19 protein-coding genes and 3 tRNA genes are annotated in these 23,639 nt (G+C 46.0%); 9 read left to right on the forward strand and 13 right to left on the reverse strand.

Translation table 11 applies throughout. The features are described from left to right. From murA to ENI34_02680, 8 genes are all read left to right on the forward strand, one after another. The coding region (gene murA, locus ENI34_02645; GenBank protein HEC78025.1) for a UDP-N-acetylglucosamine 1-carboxyvinyltransferase at window positions 1-973 on the forward strand (973 nt) is incomplete at its 5' end. After that, window positions 970-2,028, forward strand: coding sequence for a flavodoxin-dependent (E)-4-hydroxy-3-methylbut-2-enyl-diphosphate synthase (locus ENI34_02650; GenBank protein ID HEC78026.1), 1,059 nt, complete (start codon window positions 970-972; stop codon window positions 2,026-2,028). The genes murA and ENI34_02650, both read left to right, overlap by 4 nt. Then, the gene (locus ENI34_02655) at window positions 2,006-2,611 is read left to right on the forward strand and encodes a hypothetical protein (protein ID HEC78027.1); all 606 of its coding nucleotides are present in this window, start codon (window positions 2,006-2,008) and stop codon (window positions 2,609-2,611) included. Before ENI34_02650 ends, ENI34_02655 begins: the two co-directional genes overlap by 23 nt. 46 nt (window positions 2,612-2,657) lie before the next feature. Continuing rightward, window positions 2,658-3,878: an aminopeptidase P family protein gene (locus ENI34_02660; protein ID HEC78028.1), complete on the forward strand. Its 1,221-nt coding sequence runs from the start codon at window positions 2,658-2,660 to the stop codon at window positions 3,876-3,878. Then, a complete protein-coding gene (gene xerD, locus ENI34_02665) occupies window positions 3,782-4,765 on the forward strand; it encodes a site-specific tyrosine recombinase XerD (GenBank protein ID HEC78029.1) in 984 nt (327 codons plus the stop codon). The genes ENI34_02660 and xerD overlap by 97 nt, the downstream gene beginning before the upstream one ends. 101 nt (window positions 4,766-4,866) lie before the next feature. After that, window positions 4,867-4,938, forward strand: a tRNA-Gly gene (locus tag ENI34_02670). Window positions 4,939-4,993: 55 nt separating this feature from the next. Next, window positions 4,994-5,065 (forward strand) — tRNA-Cys (locus ENI34_02675). A gap of 124 nt (window positions 5,066-5,189) precedes the next feature. Beyond that, complete coding sequence (locus ENI34_02680) at window positions 5,190-5,558, forward strand: signal peptidase I (protein ID HEC78030.1); 369 nt, start codon at window positions 5,190-5,192, stop codon at window positions 5,556-5,558. Window positions 5,559-5,654: 96 nt separating this feature from the next. Here the strand turns inward: ENI34_02680 and ENI34_02685 are convergent, their stop codons facing one another. From ENI34_02685 to ENI34_02695, 3 genes are all read right to left on the reverse strand, one after another. Next, a complete protein-coding gene (locus ENI34_02685; protein ID HEC78031.1) occupies window positions 5,655-7,721 on the reverse strand; it encodes a S9 family peptidase in 2,067 nt (688 codons plus the stop codon). Window positions 7,722-8,134: 413 nt separating this feature from the next. Further along, window positions 8,135-10,000 carry a T9SS type A sorting domain-containing protein gene (locus ENI34_02690; GenBank protein HEC78032.1) on the reverse strand — a complete coding sequence of 622 codons (1,866 nt, stop codon included), beginning with the start codon at window positions 9,998-10,000 and terminating at the stop codon, window positions 8,135-8,137. Between the two features lie 72 nt (window positions 10,001-10,072). Continuing rightward, window positions 10,073-11,917, reverse strand: coding sequence for a hypothetical protein (locus ENI34_02695; GenBank protein ID HEC78033.1), 1,845 nt, complete (start codon window positions 11,915-11,917; stop codon window positions 10,073-10,075). A gap of 123 nt (window positions 11,918-12,040) precedes the next feature. Between ENI34_02695 and ENI34_02700 the strand changes: the two genes are divergently transcribed. Further along, window positions 12,041-12,134, forward strand: a tRNA-Sec gene (locus ENI34_02700). A 24-nt stretch (window positions 12,135-12,158) separates the two neighbouring features. On the opposite strand, the gene selB is transcribed toward ENI34_02700, so the two are convergent. From selB to ENI34_02750, 10 genes are all read right to left on the reverse strand, one after another. Then, window positions 12,159-14,072 carry a selenocysteine-specific translation elongation factor gene (selB, locus tag ENI34_02705; protein HEC78034.1) on the reverse strand — a complete coding sequence of 638 codons (1,914 nt, stop codon included), beginning with the start codon at window positions 14,070-14,072 and terminating at the stop codon, window positions 12,159-12,161. A 42-nt stretch (window positions 14,073-14,114) separates the two neighbouring features. After that, window positions 14,115-15,512 (reverse strand): L-seryl-tRNA(Sec) selenium transferase, encoded by a 1,398-nt coding sequence (locus tag ENI34_02710; GenBank protein HEC78035.1) that lies wholly within the window; start codon window positions 15,510-15,512, stop codon window positions 14,115-14,117. Window positions 15,513-15,559: 47 nt separating this feature from the next. Further along, a complete protein-coding gene (locus ENI34_02715) occupies window positions 15,560-16,282 on the reverse strand; it encodes a 2-hydroxyglutaryl-CoA dehydratase (protein ID HEC78036.1) in 723 nt (240 codons plus the stop codon). Next, entirely contained in the window at window positions 16,267-17,298 is a 1,032-nt protein-coding gene (locus ENI34_02720; protein HEC78037.1) for a hypothetical protein, read from the reverse strand. Before ENI34_02720 ends, ENI34_02715 begins: the two co-directional genes overlap by 16 nt. Continuing rightward, complete coding sequence (locus ENI34_02725) at window positions 17,295-18,698, reverse strand: 2-hydroxyacyl-CoA dehydratase (GenBank protein ID HEC78038.1); 1,404 nt, start codon at window positions 18,696-18,698, stop codon at window positions 17,295-17,297. The genes ENI34_02720 and ENI34_02725 overlap by 4 nt, the downstream gene beginning before the upstream one ends. Continuing rightward, complete coding sequence (locus ENI34_02730; protein ID HEC78039.1) at window positions 18,695-19,771, reverse strand: 2-hydroxyacyl-CoA dehydratase; 1,077 nt, start codon at window positions 19,769-19,771, stop codon at window positions 18,695-18,697. Before ENI34_02730 ends, ENI34_02725 begins: the two co-directional genes overlap by 4 nt. Next, on the reverse strand, window positions 19,660-21,081 hold the full coding sequence (locus ENI34_02735) for a DUF4445 domain-containing protein (GenBank protein HEC78040.1): 1,422 nt from the start codon (window positions 21,079-21,081) through the stop codon (window positions 19,660-19,662). The genes ENI34_02730 and ENI34_02735 overlap by 112 nt, the downstream gene beginning before the upstream one ends. Then, complete coding sequence (locus ENI34_02740; protein ID HEC78041.1) at window positions 21,062-21,991, reverse strand: hypothetical protein; 930 nt, start codon at window positions 21,989-21,991, stop codon at window positions 21,062-21,064. The genes ENI34_02735 and ENI34_02740 overlap by 20 nt, the downstream gene beginning before the upstream one ends. Continuing rightward, window positions 21,972-22,604, reverse strand: a complete 633-nt coding sequence (locus ENI34_02745) for a cobalamin-binding protein (GenBank protein ID HEC78042.1) — start codon at window positions 22,602-22,604, stop codon at window positions 21,972-21,974. Before ENI34_02745 ends, ENI34_02740 begins: the two co-directional genes overlap by 20 nt. A 142-nt stretch (window positions 22,605-22,746) precedes the next feature. Beyond that, window positions 22,747-23,541 carry a methyltransferase domain-containing protein gene (locus ENI34_02750; protein ID HEC78043.1) on the reverse strand — a complete coding sequence of 265 codons (795 nt, stop codon included), beginning with the start codon at window positions 23,539-23,541 and terminating at the stop codon, window positions 22,747-22,749. Window positions 23,542-23,639: the final 98 nt, after the last annotated feature.

The following is a 23,639-nucleotide window of genomic DNA, read 5'->3' on the forward strand; positions in this document are numbered from 1 at the left end:
GCTGGGTGCACTCATTGCGCGTGAGAAACGGGCACGGGTCAGTTTCCCGGGCGGCTGTGCCATCGGTCCGAGACCGATCGATCTTCATATCAAGGGTTTTGAGACACTCGGCGCCAGGATTGAGATCGAAGATGGGTATATCAATGCACGGGTGCGGAGTTTGACCGGAAATGAGGTCAATATTCCTGGTCCCAAAGGTACCTCGGTCGGTGCTACGATAAATGTTATGATTGCCGCCGCCGGTGCAAAAGGGGAGACCAGAATAACACCCGCCGCCTGTGAGCCTGAGGTCGTGGATGTCGCCAATTTTCTAAAAGCCCTGGGATATGATATTTCAGGGCAGGGAACACATACCATTACGGTCAAAGGTGGAGATTCTTCAGCAGGGGTGCGTTATCGTATTATCCCGGATCGTATTGAAGCCGGTACTTTTGCCGTTGCCGGTGCAATCACCCGGGGTAAGATAACCATCAAAGACTGCGAGCCCGGCCATCTGACAAGCGTGCTCGACAAACTCAGCGAGATCGGTGTTGGTATTGAAACAGGCGAGAAGTATGTTGTCGTCGACGGAGTTCAAAAGATGCACGCCGCTGATATATTTGTAGCTCCTTATCCCGGTTTTCCTACTGATATGCAATCGCAATTTATGGCGCTTTTTTCGATCGTGCCGGGCACCAGTACAATCAAAGAGACGATATTTGAAAATCGCTTTATGCAGGCGGTGGAGTTGATGAGGATGGGAGCAAAGATTACCATTGAAGGGGATACTGCGGTCATTAAGGGTGTAAAAAAATTGTCCGGAGCCACACTTATGGCGTCGGATTTGCGTGCTTCCGCGGCTCTGGTGTTGGCAGGCCTTATCGCTTCAGGTAAGACAATCGTCCGACGGATCTATCATCTTGACCGCGGTTATGAAAAATTTGAGCATAAGTTGCGTCGTTTAGGCGCAAGAATCAAGAGACAGAATGAATGAGAAGGACGAAAAAGGTTGTAAAAGTTGGTGATTTGAAGATCGGAGGTGATTCTCCGATCGTCGTACAATCGATGACCAAGACGAAAACACGTGATACAAAAGCGACGATCAGACAGATCAGGAGGCTTGAAAAAGCCGGTTGTGAAATGGTGCGGTTGGCGGTTGTAAATCGAGACGACGCCGCCGGCCTCAAGGTGGTGAAGCAGGCGGTATCCATTCCTCTTATAGCCGATATACATTTTGATTATCGCCTCGCATTGGCGGCGATCGCCGCCGGAGTGGACAAGGTTCGGATAAATCCGGGCAATATAGGTGAATCATGGAAAGTATACGAGATAATCAAAAGCGCAAAGGACAGCGGTATTCCCATCAGAATCGGGGTGAATTCCGGATCCATACCACAACCGATTCTCAAAAAATACGGTCATCCTGAACCGCGGGCCGTTATTGAAGCGGTCCGGAAAATGGTCGATCTTTTCCGCAAAAAGGATTTTGATGATATTGTTCTTTCAGCAAAAGCCGCGGACGTGAGAGATACGATAGCCGTCTATCAGAGATTGAGTGAAGAATTCGACTATCCGTTGCACATCGGAATCACCGAGGCGGGTTTGCCGTTCCGCGGTGGTATAAAGAGCGCCGTCGGGTTGGGTATTTTGCTCAATGAAGGTATCGGTGATACGATTCGTATCTCTTTGACCGCGGATCCCACTGTGGAGGTGGCTGCCGCCTATGAAATACTGAATGCCTTGGGACTCCGACGCCACGGGCCGGTGTTGATAAGCTGCCCCACCTGCGGTAGGTGTGAGGTCGACCTTGATAAGATTGCACGCAGTGTTGAAAATAGATTGAAAAGATACAGCAACTTTATGAAGGTTGCGGTTATGGGTTGTGTTGTGAACGGCCCGGGTGAGGCACGTGAGGCCGATTTCGGAATCGCCTGCGGTAAAGGCCGCGGCGTGGTATTTGTCAAAGGAAAAGAAGTGAAGCGCTCCCATGAGAATGGACTTGTGGAGGCTTTGTTCGAGGTGATCGATGAGAACATTGATAATCGATAACTATGCACCCAATTCTCCCCAAATAGAACACCTTTATAATGTAATAAAGGATGTAACGGTCCATACTGTTGAGGTGATAGATTACAGTACACTCAGCCGCAGCGAGGAGTTCAAGAATTTCGATATCATCATCCTTTCCGGCTCACAGCGGAAACTTGCCGAGCCGGGGGTTTTTGAGGCTTATGCTGTGGAAGCCGAGATTATCAAGGCGACGGAGAAACCCCTGCTCGGGATTTGTTTCGGTCATCAACTCCTTGGTATGGCGTTCGGTGAGCCGGTCAAGTCATCCGGAAAGATGCTGGAAGGATATTATATGGTGAGACGTCTCGTCGATGACGAAATTTTTGAGGGGCTGGGTGAGAAGTTTCTGGTTATGGAATCTCATGAAGAATATATCCAGTCGGCGCCCTATGATTTTGTAAAACTCGCCGAGTCACCGAATTGTCCTGTCGAAGTGATAAAGCACCGCATCTTACCGAAATACGGTGTGCAGTTTCATCCAGAGCGTTTCGATGACAAACATCCGGCCGGGATTGTTATTCTGGAGAACTTCTTCAAATTGGCAACCTGGTATATAAAATAATGACGGAGATTGTAGAGTTTTTGTATGTTTGCTGAAAAGGAGTGTAATGAAGAAAGATATTGATAAATTAATGAAGAAAAAGAAGATAGATGTTATTTACGCCGAAGGCGGTCCAAGTAAGGATGCAAACTTATATTATCTCCTTAACGGAGTAAAGGTCTTCTGCCGTTATATAAAAAAACAGGGGCGGAAACCCTATCTTATCCATTCGACGATTGAACGTGAAGTCGCGGAGAAGACCGGTTATCGTTTGATTAATATGAACAGATACAATCTGAAGCGGATATTTGATCGCTACAAAGATTTGAACAGAGCAAAGGCGGCTTTGACGAATGAAATTTTCAACGATTTAAAAATAAAGGGGAATGTCGTTTTCTACGGCAGTATGCAGCTGGGTACTGCTTATAATTATCTTCGGGAACTCCGCAGGCTCAACAAAAAAATCAAGCCGCATTACGAACCAGAAAAAGACTTGATCACCCTCGCCCGTGAGACCAAAGACAAAGAAGAGGTTGCACGTATCAAAAAGGCGGGGCGGGTTGTGGCTCAATCATTCAAGAGTCTCCTGGATTATGTCCGGACTTTGAAAATCAGAAACAACGCCATCTGGAAGAGTCGAACCAGTAAATTGCTTATCGGTGATCTCCGCGCCATGCTGCAGAGAACATTATTTGAAAAAGGATATGTAAACTCAGCGGGTATAATCGTAGCTCAGGGAAGAGATGCGGGTGTTCCTCACAACGCCGGCAATGACCGTGAGGTGGTCAGACCGGGTAAGACGATTGTTTTTGACATCTTTCCCCAGGAACTCGGCGGCGGTTATTTTTTCGACTTTACACGTACTGTTTGTTTCGGCTATGCTTCCAAAAAGTTGAAGAAGATATATAAGACGGTCAGGGATGCGCAGGACTATGTGGTAAGTATGTTGAAGGTGGGGAAGAGGACCGTGGAGATAGAAAGGTCGCTCTGCAGATTTTTCGAGAAGAACGGGCATCCTACTTTTTTGACTTCACCGAAGATTCAGTCCGGATACTGTCATTCCCTGGGGCATGGTTTGGGACTTAATGTGCACGAAACCCCCACTTTCGGGTTGTTCACGACCAACAAAGACAGGATCAGTCGTGGTCATGTTTTTACTGTTGAGCCGGGTCTGTACTATCCTGACGAAGGATTCGGTATAAGACTCGAAGACGTTATCTATATCGACGGCAGAGGCAGGGTGGTGAACCTGACCCGTACGGCGAGGAGGTTTGTCATCGAAATGTGAACGTACTGAGTCGGCAACTGCAGGAGTTCGAAAATTTTCTGATTTCAGAGGGCGATGAATTAAATACAGTCCGTTCATATCTATACGACCTTAAACAACTGGAACAATTCCTGCAACAAAGGAAGAAGAGTCTCACCGACGGTTCCACTGAAGATCTGCGTGATTTCATCCACGGCCTTTTTGATTTACGGTTATCACCTGCATCCATCAACCGTAAGATTTCCAGTATCAAGACATTTTACAGATTTCTCGTTTTTCAGAAAAGAATAGGATTTGACCCGGCGTCTGACCTGGAGCTGCTTAAGACAGGCAGAAAACTTCCTGCTTTTATGTCGATCGAAGAGGTCACCGCGATCATCGAGGCTGCTGATGATAAGAGCCCTGCGGGTCTGCGGGACCGTGCATGTCTGGAATTATTGTATGGAGCGGGTTTGAGAATCTCAGAACTTCTGGGATTAAAGATTAAAGATATAGACAGGGAAAATGATCTGCTCAGTATCATCGGGAAGGGGAATAAACAGCGGATTGTCCCTATCGGTAAGAAGGCGCTCAGGGCGATTGATGAATATCTTGCAAAAGGCAGGGGAGAGATTCTCAAAAAAAGGAGTTCTCCGTTTCTCATCTTAAATATGCGCGGTCAGAGGCTTTCACGAATGGGATTTTTAAAGATACTGCGGAAATATCGGATCAAGTCAGGAGTGAAGAAACGGGTGACCCCCCATATGTTCCGGCACAGTTTCGCCACCCATCTTTTGGAAGCCGGCGCGGATTTACGTGTTGTCCAGGAGCTTCTCGGCCACTCGGATATTTCAACAACCCAGATCTACACACATATCGACCGTGAATATTTAAAAGAGATATACAGAGAACACCATCCCCGAGCGTAAGCCCCTGGGGTCAAATCTTCTTTGAACTTCAATTTAAGCGTCGTAAATACAATAGGTGTTGACAATTTTGAATTTCAGGCTATAATACAGTGGTTTAGGCTGCGGGAGTAGCTCAGTGGTAGAGCGTCACCTTGCCAAGGTGAGGGTCGCGAGTTCAAATCTCGTCTCCCGCTTTTCAATAAACAGACGTAAACAGAAAGAAGAAGCGATTTTTGTTTTTTAAACTGCGGCGGCATAGCCAAGTAGCAAGGCGGCGGTCTGCAAAACCGCTATTCGCCGGTGCAAATCCGGCTGCCGCCTTTTTTTATTCATAAAAGCCTTGACATTTCAATAATTGTCTCTATACTTTAGATAAAGATACCTGCTGCAGGTATCTTTATATTATATATTCATATACCAGATTGTCAGAAAGGAGGTGAAAAGTATGGAAGGTGGTTATCAACAGTTAGAGCCGGGCGTCACTGCGGCATTTATGATAGTCTATTTCATTATCATTGCTGTATTCTATATTTATATGGCGATATGTTTGCAGACGATAGCCAAAAAGACGAATACAGATAATGGCTGGTTCGCCTGGATTCCGATTCTCAATGTTATCCTGATGCTGATGATTGCCAAAAAACCTTTATGGTGGTTCATCCTTATTCTCATTCCGATCGTCAATATAGTCATCAGTATCATTGTATGGATGGCGATAGCTGAGGCACGCGGTAAACCGAATTGGCTGGGTATATTGATGATCATACCGATTGCCAATATTATCATCCCCGGGTACCTGGCGTTCTCAGAATAGAAAGAACGGCAGTTCCGGATTGAGTGTTTTAAAAGTTTCAGCTCCTGATATCTATATAAATATCAGGAGCTGAACTTTTTTCGGTCGAGGGGTTGCTTATCTCATACCGAGCACATAGAGGATGAATGCATATTCAAAGGCGATTTCTTTCAAAAAATCATAACGGCCTGACGCTCCAAGATGGCCTGTACCCATATTTGTTTTCAGCAACAATAGATTATTGTCTGTTTTAAGCGCACGCAATTTTGCGGTCCATTTCGCTGCTTCCCAGTACATAACCCTTGTATCATTCAACCCCGCAGTAATCAGCATATTGGGATAATCCTGCGCAGCGACGTTGTCATAGGGCGAATAAGAAATCATATAGTCATAGTACTCTTTTTCATAGGGGTTGCCCCATTCTTCGTACTCGAGCACGGTCAAAGGAAGTGTTGAGTCGAGCATGGTATTGATCAGATCAACAAAAGGTACATCTGCAATTGCAATCTTGAAGAGTTCTGGCCGCATATTCACGACCGCACCGATCAATAAGCCGCCGGCACTGCCTCCGGAAATGACGAGTTGTTCCGGAGAGGTATATTTTTGTCGGATAAGATGCTCGGCGCAGGCGATGAAATCAGTGAACGTATTCTTTTTATTCAACAGTTTACCCTGGTCATACCAGTATCTGCCCATCTCGCCGCCGCCGCGGATATGTGCAATGGCGTAGATGAACCCCCGGTCCAGCAGACTCAGGCGGTTTGAAGAGAAATAAGGGTCGTAACTGCTGCCGTAGGCTCCATAACCGGCCAGTAAAAGAGGGGCGTTTCCGTTTTTTAAGGTTCCCTTTTTATAGACTATTGAAATCGGTATTTTTGTACTGTCCGCTGCCACGGCGAAGATCCTTTCTGAAATATACATCGACGGGTCGTATCCTCCGAGTACTTCATACTCTTTTTTCAGCTCTTTTATTTTTTTATCCATATCATAATCGAAGACAGAGCGGGGTGTTATTAATGAAGTATAGGTAAAACGCAGTTTATTGGTATTGAACTCCCGGTTTCTGTGGCGCCAGAATGTATAGGTCGGTTCCGGAAAATCGACATAATGGGTTTCCCGGGTTTTCAGATTGATGATGCGTATCTTCTTTAAACCGTTCTGTCTTTCATAGACCACGAGGTGGTTTTTAAAGACTTCAAATCCTTCAAGCTTTACTGAATCACTGTGCGGGATTACCACTTTCCAGTTCTCCGTCGTCGGAGCACTTACCGGCGTTTTCACTAATTTGAAATTTTTCGCGCCGTCGTTGGTGAGAATGAAAAAACTGTCGCCGTGGTGAGCGACATAATACTCTATCTGTGATTGACGTCTGCGGATCAATCTGAATGTGTCGGTCGGGGTATCGGCGTTAAGATAATATGCTTCAGATGTGGTATGACTGCCGATGTCAATGATCAGGTAACCGCCGCTTTTTGTTCTGTAGATATCCAGCCAGAAGGTGTTGTCTTTCTCAAAATAAACAAGTTTATCATCGCTTACCCCGGTGCCCACCTGATGGCGCAGGATTTTATAAGGCCTTTTTGCTTCATCCAGGGTGGTGTAAAAAAATGTTTTGTTGTCATTCGCCCAGGCGACCGAATAACCTGTATTGGTTATCGTCTCTTTATAAATCTTATCGGTTTCCAGATTCTTGATATAGAGCGTGAACTTTTCAGCACCTGTGGTATCAATGGAATACACAAGAAGTTTATGATTCGGGCTGACTTCAAATACCCCGAGGTCGAAGTAGTTATGGCCTTGAGCCAGTATGTTCTGATCGAGTAATACCTCTTCTTCAGCATTCATATTTCCTTTTTTCCTGCAGTAGATGGGATATTGTTTACCTTCTTCAGTACGGGAATAATAGAAATAATCTCCGATTTTTTCCGGTACTGAGAGGTCGGTTTCTTTGATCCGGCTGAGCATTTCCCGGTACAGGGTATCCTGGAGCCCTTCTGTCGGTTTCATTACTTTTTCGGTGTATTCATTTTCGGCATTGAGATATTCGAGCACTTCAGGTCTGTTTTTATTGCGCAACCAGTAATACTCATCGACACGTACCACATTGTGGATGGTGTCTATTCTGGGTATCTTTTCAGCTATCGGCGGTACTATGCTGTCGGGAATGAAAACCTGACCCGACATCCGATCGGCTAAAGTATAGACTATAATTACTGATAAAAATTTAATGATGTAATGATTGAATTTTCTGCAGTTCATAAACCTATTCTAATCGAGACGGATGGTTTGTCAAGCAGAGTAAAAACTGACTCCTTTCCACTTTTTTATCATCCCTCTGCCCGCTCTTTTGTCATTCTGAAGGAGTCTGCTTTAAGCAGACGGCTGAAGAATCTCAATGACTAATGACTGATAAAGATTCTTCGTTTCACTCAGAATGACAGAGAAAGAAGGCAAACTCAGACGTTGTCCTGAGTGTAACGAAGGAATGACGGAGAAGAAGGGTCTTCAAATAAAAACGAAAAAAGTGGAGAGGAGTCAGAAGTAAAAAAAGGAGCGGCATAAGCCGCTCCTTTTTTATTAATCAGTTCGTGATTTTTCTACTTTATCAAGAGTATCTTCTGAGTTTCTGTGGTATCTCCGGTCGTGAGTTTTAAGAAGTAGACACCGCTTGCAACTTGAGCTCCCTGTGCGTCTCTGGCGTTCCACACTACTTCATGGCTTCCGGGATTCTGGATTTCATTGACGAGTGTCTTAACAAGTTGTCCTGAAACATCATAGATATTGAGTTTTACCTGCTGACGGGATGGGATTTGATAACGAATCAGTGCATTATTCCTGAGCGGGTTGGGTGTTATCTGGTAGAGTGTTGTTTTTGCTGAAAGTTCAGAGCCTCTCTCTTCGACACCGGTATATGTGATGGGAATTACCTTCAGTCTGATCATGAAGTCTCCACCGTCATAGCCGGGTTGGGTCCATGCACCGTTGAGCCAGCCCCACATATGGGTGGGATACTCCTGGACCGGATCCATCAAAACACGGGTTGTGTCGCCGCCGCTCGCCTGGGAGATGAATCCCACAACGACGTCGTCTCTTGTTTGAATATCCAGAGTGGTTATTTCTACAGTAGCTATTTCATAACCATTGGATATAAGCCCCTGAAGTGAATCGATTAAGCTTCCGGGTTGCGTTGCGCCGGCTTGATAGATGTGAAGGTCGAAAGGACCGGGACCGTCGAAATAGAGCATTGCTTTATGCAGTAAGCCGCTGTCGATTCCGACATCATTGAAGTGGAACTGGACAAAGAGACCGCTGCCCGGTTGAAGATCGCCGGGAATCCAGTATGGTTGTCCGTCGTCATACTGAATCGTCAGGGCGTTGGTGACTTCAAAATTGTAAACCGGAGTGGCTGCCTCATTGCCGGCGAGGTCGGCCGCGGTGATCTGGTAATAGATATCGGTATGATAATTCTGCGCGGGTATTGTGGCTTCGTAGACATCAGGGTTGCCGGTTCCGACTGTATCCATCTTTACGTCGACTACTGAACCGGATTCGATCTGATAATGGAGATAGACTGAATCATAATCAACACCGCTTCCGTCGTCCACGACCGTCGCGGAGATGACATATGCATTGAGCGTATCCGGGGTGTCGTTCAGCGGGGTGTGGGTGATGACCGGCGGTTGAAGATCAGGTGGCGGAGTATCGGCGATACGGATATCATCTATAAACCAGCCCTGACCACCGGAAAGTGCATCAGAAGCAAAGGTGAAGCGGATGCGCAATTGATCTCCATTCGCCGCATAACCGAGCGCCATAAGGTTCTGCGAACTTACCGCAACCCAATCAGGATCAGTGTCGTAACAATAAGCCCAGGCATTGCCCAGCTGACCGGTTCCAGCCAGTTGTGAATCATAGGTGGGATTCAGATGTCCCTGGGCATTAGGGTCTATCTGTGTCCAGGTCGAGCCGTCGTCGGTTGAAATTTCCACGATGCCTCCGTCGAAATTTGTCGCTTCTCCCTCAAAATCACCCCAGTAGTTGAAAGAGATAAAGAGTGAATCCCAGCCGGTGAGGTCGATCGTTGGTGAGGTCAGGTAAGTGATGAGACCGGGGTTGGAGCCGCTGCAGGGATATGATGACGTATCAGTAGCCGGATGTCCGGGATATTGATATCCTGATACTGCAGGTGCCTGGGGACCATAGGTATTTGTTGTGTCCCTTATGCCCCAGTTTGTCTGTCCTGAACTGGTCCAGGGATCGAGAGTGGTTCGCTCAAAACTGTCCACGAATTCGGCACGCATGGTGATATAATGATTTGAAATTTGTGTCGTGTAGTTGAGTTTAACATCGGTTCCGTTGTTATAGCGTTGAAAACCATTTCTGAATGCGATTGCATTGCTCCAGCCGACTGTTACTGCAATGGCCAGTAATAGTATTACGGCCTTTGACGCATATCTTTTCATATCAACCTCCTTTTTCGTTGATTTGAAACCTCTTTAATTGTATATATATTATATCTTATGTCAATGGTGATTTTACCGAACAATGCGGTCCAGATAGGTGCGGGCTTTTCTCAGAGCGGTATAACTTTTATAAAGAGGCCGCAGTTCAGGAGCGACCTCATCGAGCGGTACTTTTCCGCTGCCTTCATACTCTTTAATCAATTTATAAACATAGACGCCGCCGAGGACCTTGAGTACCCGCCTGTCCTTGGTCGGGTTCTGAAATGCGGCGTATGCCAGGGGTTCCAGGGCACCGGGATACACAGTGATCTTCTCAGTCATTTCTGCTTTTTTTATGAGTTCTTCATCGGTCATAGCGGTATCCATTGAAGCATCATCGTAAAAGGCGTAGCACAGTTCTTTTGTCGGTGGTTCGACAAGTGTATCACCCAGGGGGAAAACGATCGAATCGAGGATTTTGAAGAGTATAACATCTTTCTTGATATGTTCATAGAAATTTCTGCTATTCAACCCCAGTTTTTTGAGGTCGTTTTCAGGCGCTGTAGATAGAGAAAAGAGATAATCATTGAACCCTCTGATTGAATCCTCTGGAGGAATATCTTTATCAGTAATTTGAGCTAGTATCCTTTCTACAATCAGGGAATCAGTAAACACGTTTTTTATAACGGCGGTATCGGTTGTCCGATATTCGCTCGAATCATTAAATGGAATGTCGTTAAACCTATCGAAATCGACCATCGTGTCCAGCGCCGTGAAGTCGAAGAAACATACCCCTGCTGCATCATTCTTATTCACTTCTTGAACCTGTCTGAATGCGATCGGTTCAAACCCGCGCCAGAGAAAACCGATGCCGAATATCGCCTTTTCACAGTTTGATATTACAAAATCGAACAGGCGTGTGAAGTCTGTGATATTGTTAAGGTATGTCATCACTATCGGGTATTCTATTGTCTTCTTCCACTTCTGCCAGTTCTGACAAAAACGGTATCGGGCAAGTGAGGGATTGGGGAACACCGCAGCGGTGAGAATGCAGGTTTTCTTGAGCGCGCTGTTCTTAATCGTTTTATTGATCTGTTCTACTATTCGGAAGATATTCTTTTCACGCTCCCGGTTATATTTCCACAGATGCCAGACCATCCAGCGCATAACAAGAGAAAGTCGGGGATAACGCGAGAGGTTCATCCACTGGAGTTCTCTTCCGCCAGGACCGGCGAATATCGCCGCGGTGTCGTTTTCCGGAAGGCCCCACAGGGTTCCCGGGTACCTTATGAAATCGAGATGGATGCCGTCGATCGGATAATTACTGCACAGCTCTGCACAGACTTTCGTGAGGTGGTTACGTACTTCGGGCAGAGCCGGATCAAGATAGAGACCCTCGAGCCCTGCATCACACCGGTCTTGATATGAATAGGTCACCATACTTCTGCCGTTGATATCTTTTATAAACCACTCGGGAGCGGTATAGAAGATGTGGCGTGTGGAGTCAGGCGGTTCTTTCAATGACCAGACAAGCAGGGCATTGACCCACGTATGGACACGGATTTTTCCTTTTTTACATATCTTAAGCAGACTGTTGAGGGGGTCGTATTCGGTTCCTGAAGTTTTCGAGAGATACTGACTGCGCGGTAGGATTTCAGAGTTATAATAAGCATATCCGGCGACAACAACCTGGACATAGATATCGGTGATATTGAGTTTTCTTACGATTTTCATAATACGGTTGATTGAATCAGGACTGGCGATCGAGACCGCCCTTATCCAGAGTCCGCGGTGCCGTGGTGGTTGATGTTCGGCTCTCTCTGGATAGATTTGTCCGCTTACCGGGTGTTGTTTAGGACATCCTGAGCAGAAAATGATCAGAATTATGGAGATGAGCAGGAAGATTATCTTTCTGGAGAGATGATTCCGGTTTATCATATCTGATGTATATTATACAGAAGGTTTTATTGAATGCAATAGACTTATGGACAAATTACCCTTTGACTTTTTTAAAAATTTAGGTACAATTATTCTTGAAGAGAGGGGAAGAGTCATTTTGAAGGAGGCGGATGGGTGCTGGTGTGCCTGCTGGACTTCAAATCCAGATGTCCTTCGAAAGGGGGACGGTAGGTTCGATTCCTACACGCCTCCGCCATATTTTTTTGTAACCGAAGGAAACTTATTGGTATTTCTGACCGAGCACCCTCACTTCACCACGTTTTATCGTGATGTTGTTGGTGTCGAAATAGATCAACAGAGGCAGGACATATCTGCGGCTCGCCTTGAGCATATCCCTGAACTGAAATACTTTGATTTCTTTGTTTTTCTTTAAAAAATCGACCAGCTTCTTTTCAGCCTCTTTGACCAATTCCCGGTGCAGGATAATGGACTCTCCTACATTTATGAGAGTTCCTTTCTCAATCATATAGCGGTATGCCTTTTTGACGAGTTCTGCAGGTCCGAGATTTTTATTGAGCAGTGTTTGGTAATCAGGTGGTTTATAACCCGCTTCAAGAAACAATTTTTCGATCTTTCTGCTGATCCGTTCCAGATTTTCATCAAGAACCACATCAAAATCATAGAGGCTTATTCTGTTATCACCCTGGATTTTAATACTCTTTTCTTGAACCATTCTTTCCAGGGTGTAGTTGAGAAGACTCTTGTCAAGGCCGGTGCTTATCGCCTTATAGAGCTCAAGCTGGGGCATTCCGATTTTTGTCGGGTTCTTCTTATGATAATCTCCTAAAATTTCTCTGATTTTCTTTTTAAGTTTTTCCAGGTTGTTCGACGAGTAATAGAGATTTCTTTTTTCGTCGATACACAATACTTTCTCTTCCTGAATCAGGCGTTTAATAAATTCCTCCACCTGATCCGCCGGCAGATTGAGGTCGTGGCCGATTTCAAATATCTTTCTCGGCAGTTCAAAATTACTGAGGAGATTCTCTTCAATCATAACCATCGGGTCCCCGGTTTCAACCTTCTGGAGATGTTTGAGAAGCTTTTCATCGAAGCCCTTTGTTTTCTGTGCTTTAGGTTCAATGATAACACCGCCGCCGATGGTCATTTGGGGCGAATAGGTCCGTATGACATAGCGGTCTCCGACATCACTCACTGCAGGTGTTTCGAGACGGAATTGCGCCATCGCTTTTTCACCGGGGTTCAAGATTTTTTTGTCGAGCAATGCCACTCTACCGAAAATCTCTTTTGTCCCCAGGTGTATTCTCAGTCTTGTCAGGTTTTTCAAAGGGCCCGGTGCCGATTTCAGCAGATAGAGCGAGACGTTCATATAGTTCGATGGTTCAAAATAGCCGACCTGACTCAGGGTGTCGCCGCGTTTTATCTCTTCTTTTTCAACACCGGCGAGGTTTATCGCAGTTCGGAATCCAGTGCCCACTTTATCCACCTTCTGGTTGTGAACCTGGATACCGCGTACCTTCACCTTTTTTCTCGCCGGCATGAGTTCCAGGGTGTCACCGATCTTTACACTGCCGGAGAGTACTGTTCCGGCAATGACCGTTCCGAACCCTTTTATTGTGAAACAACGGTCAATGGGCAGTCTGAAGATACCACGGTCTTTTTTCGTTTCGGTCCCGGCGATTATCTTGTCAAGCGTCTCCTGTAACTCTTTGATACCCTCTCCTGTAATATTGGAGACCGGAATAATCGGCATTCCATCGAGAAAGGTTCCTGCTACGAGATTCCGCACGTCGTTTATGACTGTCTGCAATTGCTCTTCCGGTACCAGATCTTTTTTTGTCACTGCAATGAGTCCTTGTTTGATTGCCAGGAGCTTCAGAATGTCGAGGTGTTCGATTGTTTGGGGCATGACACCGTCGTCGGCAGCGACGACGAAGATGACCAGGTCGATGGTGCTTGCACCTGCGACCATATGTCGGACGAATTTTTCATGGCCCGGAACATCGATTATCGTTACGTCACTCCCATAGAAGACAAAACCCAGGTCGGTCGTCATACCGCGTTCTTTCTCTTCTTTCAATCGGTCGGGATCGACACCGGTGAGTGCTTTTATCAGGGCGCTCTTTCCGTGGTCGATATGTCCGGCTGTGCCGATGACGATATGCCGTTTGCCCATCTTATATACCTCTGGTGATGCGGTCTTTATGTGGGGATTCTGTCATTGGAGTACCTCGGAGAAGGCCTGGACAATAAGTTTTTCTTCATTTTTCAACACGGTGCGGAAATCAAGGAGCAGTGTATTTTCAGATACCCTGCCGTATATCGGCGTGGTGCACATCCTTAATTTCCGCGCCAGATCCTGTACCGGAATATTTTTAGGTTTTATCACAACCACGAAGGTGGGCAGTTGCTCAGTACTCAAAGAACCGCCGCCGATTTCTGAATGGTCTCTTGCCACCGCGATTTCCAGATCTTTGGAGAACTCCTTTTTCAATAAACGCGCGCACTTGTTCGCCTGGAGCCTTATCGTCTTGAGCGGTTTTAAGAGGAGACGCATAACCCCATGGTTTTCCAGGATAAACTGCTCATTCGAGAGAAATAACTTCAGCGTTGATTCAAGCACGATATTGGTCATTTTATCACATCGCAAGGCACGGGTGAGGGGATTTTTCTTTATCTTCTCGATGAGCTTCTTCTTACCGACTATGATACCGCATTGCGGTCCGCCGATCAATTTGTCGCCGCTAAAACATACGATATCCGCACCTGTTTTAATGCTTTCCTGCACTGTCGGCTCTTTGGGAAGCCCATATTTTGAAAAATCGATGAGTGCGCCGCTTCCCAGGTCATCGATGACCGGAAGGTTGTACTTTTTGCCGAGGGCGACGAGTTCATTGAGCGGTACATCTTTGGTGAACCCGATGATTTTATAATTTGATTGATGGACGCGCAAAAGGGCGGCGGTGTTTTCATTGATCGCTTCTTCATAATTTCTTAGGTGGGTGCGGTTTGTTGTACCGATTTCATGCATTATCGCGCCGCTCTGCTCCATTATTTCCGGGATGCGAAATGCACCGCCGATTTCAATAAGTTGTCCTCTTGATACGATTACTTCTCTTCCTTTCGCCATGGTGTTGAGAATCAGGAGTGTGGCACCTGCATTGTTATTTACGATTACCCCTGCTTCGGCACCGGTGAGTATGCTCAATATCTTGCTTAATTTTCTGTAACGGTCGGCTCTCCTGCCTTCTTCGTCGATCTGGAGCTGGGAATATCCAACGGTTGCATCTTTCAGTATTTCCGGGATGCTGTTGCTGTATGGTGCTCTTCCCAGGCCGGTGTGGAGCACAATACCGAGGGCGTTGACGGCGTGTCGGAAATAAGGGGTCAGCAGATCCTTGAATTCTTTGATAATGCTGTTCTTTAAGAACGTGAGGTTAAGTTTTTCACCGGCGAGTACTCTTTTTCTGAAGTCATCCACGATCTTTCGCACTATCGCCGCCGCATATTGCTGCTCGATTGAAGAGAGAAAACCCTGCAGTTCTTTCCACTGGAGTATTTTATCGATCGACGGTATTTTGCGTAGAACATCTTTAGTGGAATCTTTCGCTTTCATTGAAAAATTATAGTTAAAAGGCAGGAAATGTCAAGGTCGGTTGAAAGTTATTGGGAGAGCGCCGCTCCGATGGCGCCGATGAGTTGTGGTTCTTCCGGGATCACCACCTCATTGTCGATCTGTTTTATTGCTTTAACAAGACCGGGATTCAGTGCTCCGCCTCCGCAGAAAAGAAGGGGTTCTTCTATTCCGATCTGAGCACCGATACTTATAATACGTCGGATCAACGAATTACAGACACCTGCGACGATATCCTCAATATTTTTGCCTTCTCCTATCAAACTTAGAATTTCACTTTCCGCCATTACCACACACAGTGAATCAATCGTTTCCGGCGCATGAGATTTTGTCGCCAGATTGCCGAATTCTTTAATCGTCAGATCAAGTGCCTGGGCGATCTTTTCGATGAAGTTACCTGTGCCCGCAGCACAGCGATCATTCATTATGAAATTTTCAACCTTGCCGTCTTTGATTCGTATTATTTTACTGTCCTGCCCGCCGATATCAATCACCGTGCGCACTCTTTTATCGACATACCAAGCGCCGCGGGCAAAAGCGCTTATTTCCGTAATGGTCTTTACGGCGTCGACAACCATTTTCCGTCCGTAACCTGTGGCAACAATTTTTCGATAACCTGTAAGTTGTTTTTTTATTTCTTCAATGGCTTCTTTTGGTTTAAAGGATGTTTTGACGACATATTTTTCTTTTATGCCGTTGTCAAATAGAACACCTTTGGCATAACATGAGCCGATATCTAATCCCAATACCATCCGACCTCCTTGGCTGCTTTAATAAATGCCTTCACGTTTTCCATGGGCGCTCTTATGGGAACTTCACAGCCGGTTGAAGCGATATATCCCTTGGGTGCATTGACGCTGTTTGCAACCATATCTTTTACTTCTTTATCGATGTCTGACGGTGAAGAGAAAGCGATTTTTGATGTATCGAAGTTCCCTATGATGCGGACTTTTTTTGACAGTTTTTTCAGGACCGTGCTTAAATCCACCCGGTCTATACTTACAAGGTCAGCACCGGTTTCCGGCAGGAATTCCAGAATCGGTTCGGTCTCTCCGCAGATATGGAGGATGATATCAAGGTCATAACGATGCAGGAAACCGATCAGTCTCTGTTCATAAGGGAATGCAAATTCTTTATATGCGGCGGGGCTGATGACACTGGAGGAAGCAAGCGGGTCGACGACAACCGGCAAGCCTCCGGCGTCGATGATATGATAACAGAATTCCATCGCGGCAGACAGTGCTTTTTCCAGTATTTCCACGACCCTGTCTTTTTCACGTATTGTCTGAATCAGGAATCTATTGGGGTCTGAAAGCATCATCCCGGTGGTAAAAGGCGCCGGTACATAAGCAAGGAGCGGAATCCTGTCACCGATGGAGTGGTAGGCGTATTCTATTGCCTCCAGATACACCGGCAACCTTTTGTCCGAGCATGGATCAGGGATTTTCAAATCCGAGATATCGTGTTTTACCAGCGCCGGTGTTTTGAGCACGGGCAGGTCTTCATCCGGGTAAAGAAACTCTGAACCCATTGCCTCAGCGATGATGCCCACTTCGGAAAAGAATGACAGTGCATCATGGTTATACTCTTCGATTGCGGCGATCTGCGCCTCCGCCATTTTTTTGCCGTCGGTGTAGTAGTCCCGTAGTTTCGTCCTGTTGACGGTGGCGGCATGCGATGTTATGAGGGGGATGATATTGCATCGGTCAGGTCTTTCGTCTATTACCAGAAGTCCGAATCTTTCCCTGGATGTCAGTATCTCTTTCATTTCTGCCTCAACATTTCGGCGAAAGCCGCAATTCTTGTTTTTAATTGTTTTGTTATACCGAACGGCGGCGGTACGTCAACGGCGAGCACCGGCACTCTGTCGAGTTTTTCCGCAATCAACTTCGTTTCCATGGCGCAGTGTGATGCCCCGAGCATATTTGTAATGAATACGCCGTGGATTACTCCTTTGTCGATAGCAGACTTTATTCTCTCTATCCGTTCCTCAGTGGAACCTATGAGAGAACCGTTTAGAAACGACCGGGCGAGGGCTCTGAACGGTTCAATGTTTTCTTCGATTTCGACAAGCGCCTGTCTGATTACGTATTCAGTGGCTGCAACCCGCAGTCCCATTTCTTCAATAAGGTTTAAAAGATAGGGGTCTGCAGAGGGGGTTATCCAGGCGATCGGTATCGCATCTGTTGGGAGAACACCGACTTTTTTCCGACTTCGTTCTTCGACCGTCTCAAGGAGCATTTCCAGAATACCGAGCCATTCATCGATATCAGCATAGCCGTAGAGATTGCCGAATTCTATCGTCATCAACTCGAGCGCCGGTAACGGTGTCGGAACGACGGTGTAAGTCAATTCTTTTATTTTTTCGACCAGTTTCCTCATTCTGTTTACCTTTTTGATGCTTTCTTCCAACATTCTGAGGTCGTTGATCCCGGTGAGGTCAGACATTATCCGCCAGACTTTTTTATATTCTTCGATGAGATAACTTTCCAGGCGCAGAGGATATTTGAACCCATCTGATGTTTCACCGTATTTCTCCGCGGTGTAATATTTTTTGGTTCTTTTTCGATAAGGAATTTCAAGCCAGGTTACCGGGTAACCGATACCTTCCACAAGATTCATGATACAGGAGTAGTCATCACAGGCGGCGCCGGTGGATGCGAATATCAAATCCGGTTCCGGAAAATACGCTTTCTTTTGGAACGCAGCGAGTACCGTTTTTGAAAAACAGGTTGCTTCAGGAATCCCTAATTGACCGGCTCTGTCCAGTAGAACGGTGGATTCATTGAAGAAGGGAGTCCACCAGATACATTCCGGATAGAATGGTATACAATCAGGGAATGATTGAACAATCACCGGGACCGTGCCGAGATCGCCCATCGTCGCGATGACTTTTTTGCCGCACTGGTGTGCCCTGAACAACCTTTCTGATTCATTGAAGACGAATCCCCAGAGTCTGAGGGCTGCGAATGAATTGTCGAGTTTGAGCCGTTTTAATTCACGGGCGCCGTAAACCATAAAAGTCGCCGGCGGCTGAAGATATCCACCCCATTCTTCATTATCATAATAGGTGTATTGTTTAATGATGCCATCATCGATCCTGCGGAACTGTTCACTCCATTCGTTGAGGGTGATTTTTTTCGGTGGTCCGAAATCCACTGGTATCATAAAATCTCCCTGAAGGCAGCGAGTCTGATCTTCAGTTGACTGATATTTTGATGTGACAGATCACTCTTTATGTGAAGAAGCGGCAGCTTGAAAATTTCCCTCATCCTTTTTATTTCAAATTCATATGTATCACAATAATCGAGGGTCCAGACGATCACTCCGTTGCAAGCGCGTTCCTTCAGTTGAGTATTGATATAATCATAGAATTCTGCATTCGGTCTTTTGAAAAGACCGGGAGTTTGATGATAATACGCCGTTTTCAAGCCTTCTAAATTCTTGTTTTCGACCGTGATGTTCAAGAATCTTGAAATACCACAGACAAAATCCCCGATGATACGGACTTCTTTTTCTATCAGTTCGAGCAACCAGTTGGATTCATAAGTTATCTCACTGCCCAGCAAAAAGACCCTTGGTTTGTTTGAATGATCTTCAGGCACGGTCGGTTTTTCCTCGATACCGCCCTTATAATACCCTTCCGCCGCATTATGAAAACTGGTAGTGGAGAGCAGGGAAGGGGTTGCCTTTCTTTTTTTATCCAGCATGCGGAAATTTCGTCGGAGCGTTTCCCATTTTTCGATTTCCTCGTGAATCACTGTTTCGTCCCATCTCCTTCCACTGAGGTGTTTAAGTTCGTTGGTTAACCAGTCGATTTCATCATAAAATATCCCCGGTTGTCGGGTTCTGGGGTTATTAATGACATAAATCGGAATTGATGTTTTATCTTCGAGGATTTCGAACATCCTTCTCAACATATCACATTCCGTCGCACCGACGACGGCGCCGAATCTCTTTTGATTTTGAATTACAAATGCTATGTTGGATTTCACTAAGGGACATGCATCGATCCGTACGTATTCTTCACCTGATTGCGACAATTCAATATCACCGTGCAGCAGGCGATATGGTTTCAAACCAGTCAGAGATAATATCTCAACAGGGATATAAGGGGATGTATATCCGATTAATTCCACGGCTCGAGTTTCAGTGCGTTGACAAAGACTTTTTGGAAATTCGGCAGTGTCGCCAGATCGATATGAGTACTCATCCTGCGTATTTCTTCGGCTTGAGCCAATACTCCATCATCTTTCAGTGCGGAGATTGCTCCTTTAAGCGGGAGGTCCTTTTCAAAGCGGACTTTTTTGATACCGGTCGGTAGAAGTCCGATTCGTTGAAGCGCGGTGATATTTACTTTCGTCCCGAACTCACCGGTTATGACGGCTTCTTCAAGTTCGCCCGCTTCAATCGAAAATTCCGATAAAAGACTCTGAATGCCGGTATGTACCGCCGCAACAGCAAGCTGTAATTTTCTGATGTCCGCCTGGGTTATGGTGAGACCTTTTAATCTTATGGTTTTTGGTAGACGTCCGTTCGTTTGAAGTGCTTTTCTGGTCAATAAAAGAGAAAGAAGGTCGATCAGCCCTGACGCACACAATCCTATCGGCGGCTGGTTTTTTATGGTCTGGACGATAAATTCACCGTTCCGAAACTTTATCCGCTCGATTGCGCCGGGTACAGCAAGGCAGCCGCAGCTTAGACCGACACCCTCGAATGCCGGACCGGCGGCGGTCGAAGTGGCTGTTATTTTTCTATTCGAGATGAGAACCACTTCACCGTTTGTTCCCAGGTCGATATATAGGCTGGTCTTCTTTTTTTTATAAACACCGCTTGCCAGGATACCGGCTATTGTGTCACCGCCGACAAATCCTCCGATGACGGGAAAAACAAATCGGGCGGGGTTTTTCAAAAAAACGCCCTTGTCTATCGCACTCTCAAAGGGAAAACGGGCTAACCCTTTTACTGATTTATTTAAATAGAAAGATAACATTACCGGGTTACCGACCACCGTGGTGAACAATGGATTTTTCACACCCAGTTCTCTTTTCAGCTCTTCAATACTTTTCTGGAGCAATCGTCGTAATCGTGTGTACTTTCCGTTGATGGCTTCGCTGATTCTTGTGATTATATCCCCACCCATATTGTTCTGTAGATTGAAAATTTTTGTTTTCTTTATTCTCTCTGTTTCAAAATTTAAAGCGGCTCCTTTTATGACCGTCGTTCCTATATCCAGGGCGAGGCCTGAAGGGGTGGACATTATGGATTTTTTTCTTTTTTTCATCGGAGCGGTCACCGTGATATTCTGTTCTATCTTATGGCGGCAGGCGAGGCGATAGCCCTGTTCAAGAAGTTTTTGTGGAATCAAAGACGACTCGATGATGTCGGGTGGTTTTATCTTTCCGATGATTTTCACCCTGCAGAGACCGCAGCGTCCCCGACCTCCGCAGGAGGCTGTGATCGGAACACTCTTTTCAATAAGCAGGTCGAGTAATATTTTACCTTTTCTTACGCGGTATCTGCCGAAGCCGTTAATTGTTACATAATTCATGGCTGTAATTTATCATCGTCTCTATCTGCTCAGGGGCTGTTTCAACCGGTACATCGCAGGCGGTTGAAAGAATCAGATATGGTTCCTGTAATGCCTCTGTTATCTCCTGATGGATATCGGCGGGAAGACCGTAGAGAATCGTGTTGGTCGCGACTCCGCCCATTTTCAGTGTCTTTGTTTTTATGGTGATGTCTTCAAGACTCAGTATATCGAGACCCAGTGTGTCGAGTTGTTCGATTATCGGTTTTGTGTCACCACAGATATGAAGGGCGGCGAGCAGCCTTTTATTCTTTATTTCTTTGACAAGCTCCTTGAGTGGTCCATAAGCGAATTCTGAAAATATCTCAGGTGATATGACACTTCCCGAAGCCACGGGGTCTCCGATGAAGATGTTCGCCTCCAAACAGAGGAGTTTATTCAGATATCGCTTTTGAAAGTCGAGTGCTTCTTCAATGAGTTTACGTGTCTCTGATTTATTCTTCAAAGTCATTTTGAGGAATTCCTTGATTCCGGCAAGGAACGCCGCCAGTGAAAACGGGCCTTTTACCGAAACAAAGATCGGTACATCTACTTTTTCTTTGAGTATTTTGAGTGCCTTGATGATTTCCGGAGTTCGGTCGATGGTGTGATCGGTTCTTGAACCCGTGAGGGTCGGGAACGGATCGAGTTTCACCGGACAACCGAGTGCCTGTGCTTCAATATAGGGGTCTGAAAAAACGAGCAGCATATCATAATTATATTTTTTTAGTCCGTATTCAAGGACTGCGGCGAGTTTTTCGCCGTCGACGGCGACTTCCTGAAATTTGAGACCGAGAAGAGAGGCGCAATGGTCGGCACAAACCATGGGAAAGACCGCATATCTTCTTTTCTTTTCAACGACTTCCCGTATTCTATCCATGGATGAGTTCATCGATAAGTTTCACCGCATCTGCGGCGTCTTCACCATAAGCATCTGCTTTGATCCTTGCCGCGAATTCCCGGTTGACCGGCGCGCCGCCGATGATGACCTTCACTCTATCCCGGAGATCTTTCTTTTTAAGCTCTTTTATGATCTCTTCCATTTTCGTCATTGTGGTTGTCATCAGACTGGACAGGGCGAGGACGGCCGGTTTCTCCTTTAATACGGCGTCGATGAATCTTTCGGTCGGTACGTCTTTGCCGAGATCGATGATTTGATACCCGGATGATTCTATCAACACCTTGACGATATTCTTTCCGATATCGTGGATATCGCCTTCCACGACTCCTATTACGATCTTTGCTTCTGCCCGTCGCACCGTTGAACTTATGAGGGGGCTTACTATATTAAATCCGGCGTAAAACGCTTCAGACGCCAGCAGTACTTCCGGAACAAAATATTCTTTTCGTGAAAAGAGCTCACCGACTTCTTTCATTCCGGGGATCAGTCCTTTGTTCAGGATGTCATACGGCTTTATCCCTTTTTTCAGGGCGCTTTCTATGAGTTCTTTGATACCGCCGTCGTCCATTTCAATGACGGCTTTTTTTATTTTTTCAAGTTTCAATTCTTCCTCCCTTGGCGTAATCCGGTTTAGACCTGGTGGTTGATTATAGTGACTGTCGGCGTCAAGTCAAGTGGTCGGGATTATGATGCAGATTTTCGGGCGTCTTCACCCGCCGTACGGATGAAGACGCCCGGAGTGTTTGTTATTTCTCTGCGATAAAGAAACCGCGACCGACTTTATGTTCTTTCGCCGCCTTACGCCAGATCGTAACCAGATTGGAGGCGAAGTCGAAGAGTTCCTGACCGAAGTTCTCCAGGATTGTCGGTTTTAATTCAACGTGCACTTTATCGTAGTATTGATCAAAGCACTTTGCAAACTCATCGGTCTGGTCCAGCGCCTTGATTATTTTGAAACCGGTGTTTTTAAGCAATTCCTGATATCCTTCGAATGTCTCCATATAAGGGAACTGCATTGTGTCATAGAGGGGATCGAGTTCTTCTTTGGTTATTTCTCCCGTGATAATCCAGTCGGTGAATCCAATCTTACCACCCGGCTTCAGAACACGGTATGCTTCTTTCAGAAGTTTTTCTTTATCAGTTACGTAGCACCATGCTTCCTGTCCCCAGACGATATCGAACATCTCGTCGTCAAACGGCAGATCCATGACATTCGCCTCATAGTATTCGATCATATTTTCCAGTCCGGCTTTTTTGGTTCTTTCCCGTGCCTTTTCCAGCATGGTTTTTGTCATATCAACGCCTTTTACTGTAACGCCGTATTTTTGTGCTATGTGGCGCGCCGGTGCTCCCAGAGCGCTGCAGAGATCTACAACGACCATACCTTTTTTCAGACCCAGTGCTTCAGCAAGCGCGTCAGTGGCTTCCGGACCGCCGGAGTGGATTTGCTCGCCCATTACAGCCTCCCAGAGCAGACCACCCGGTCCGTCATAAACTTCCTGTACTTCTTTTTCTGCATATGGTTTCTTATATCTTTCCATAATTCCTCCTTTTTAATCCAGATTTAAGAACAGCCACTACCTATTATATATATTGAATTAGTACAATATAGAAAAAGGATATCTATCTCCGAAGAGAT

The organism is candidate division WOR-3 bacterium (assembly GCA_011052815.1).
In the GTDB taxonomy this organism is placed as follows: Bacteria; Hydrothermota; Tepidihabitantia; order SM23-42; family SM23-42; genus DRIG01.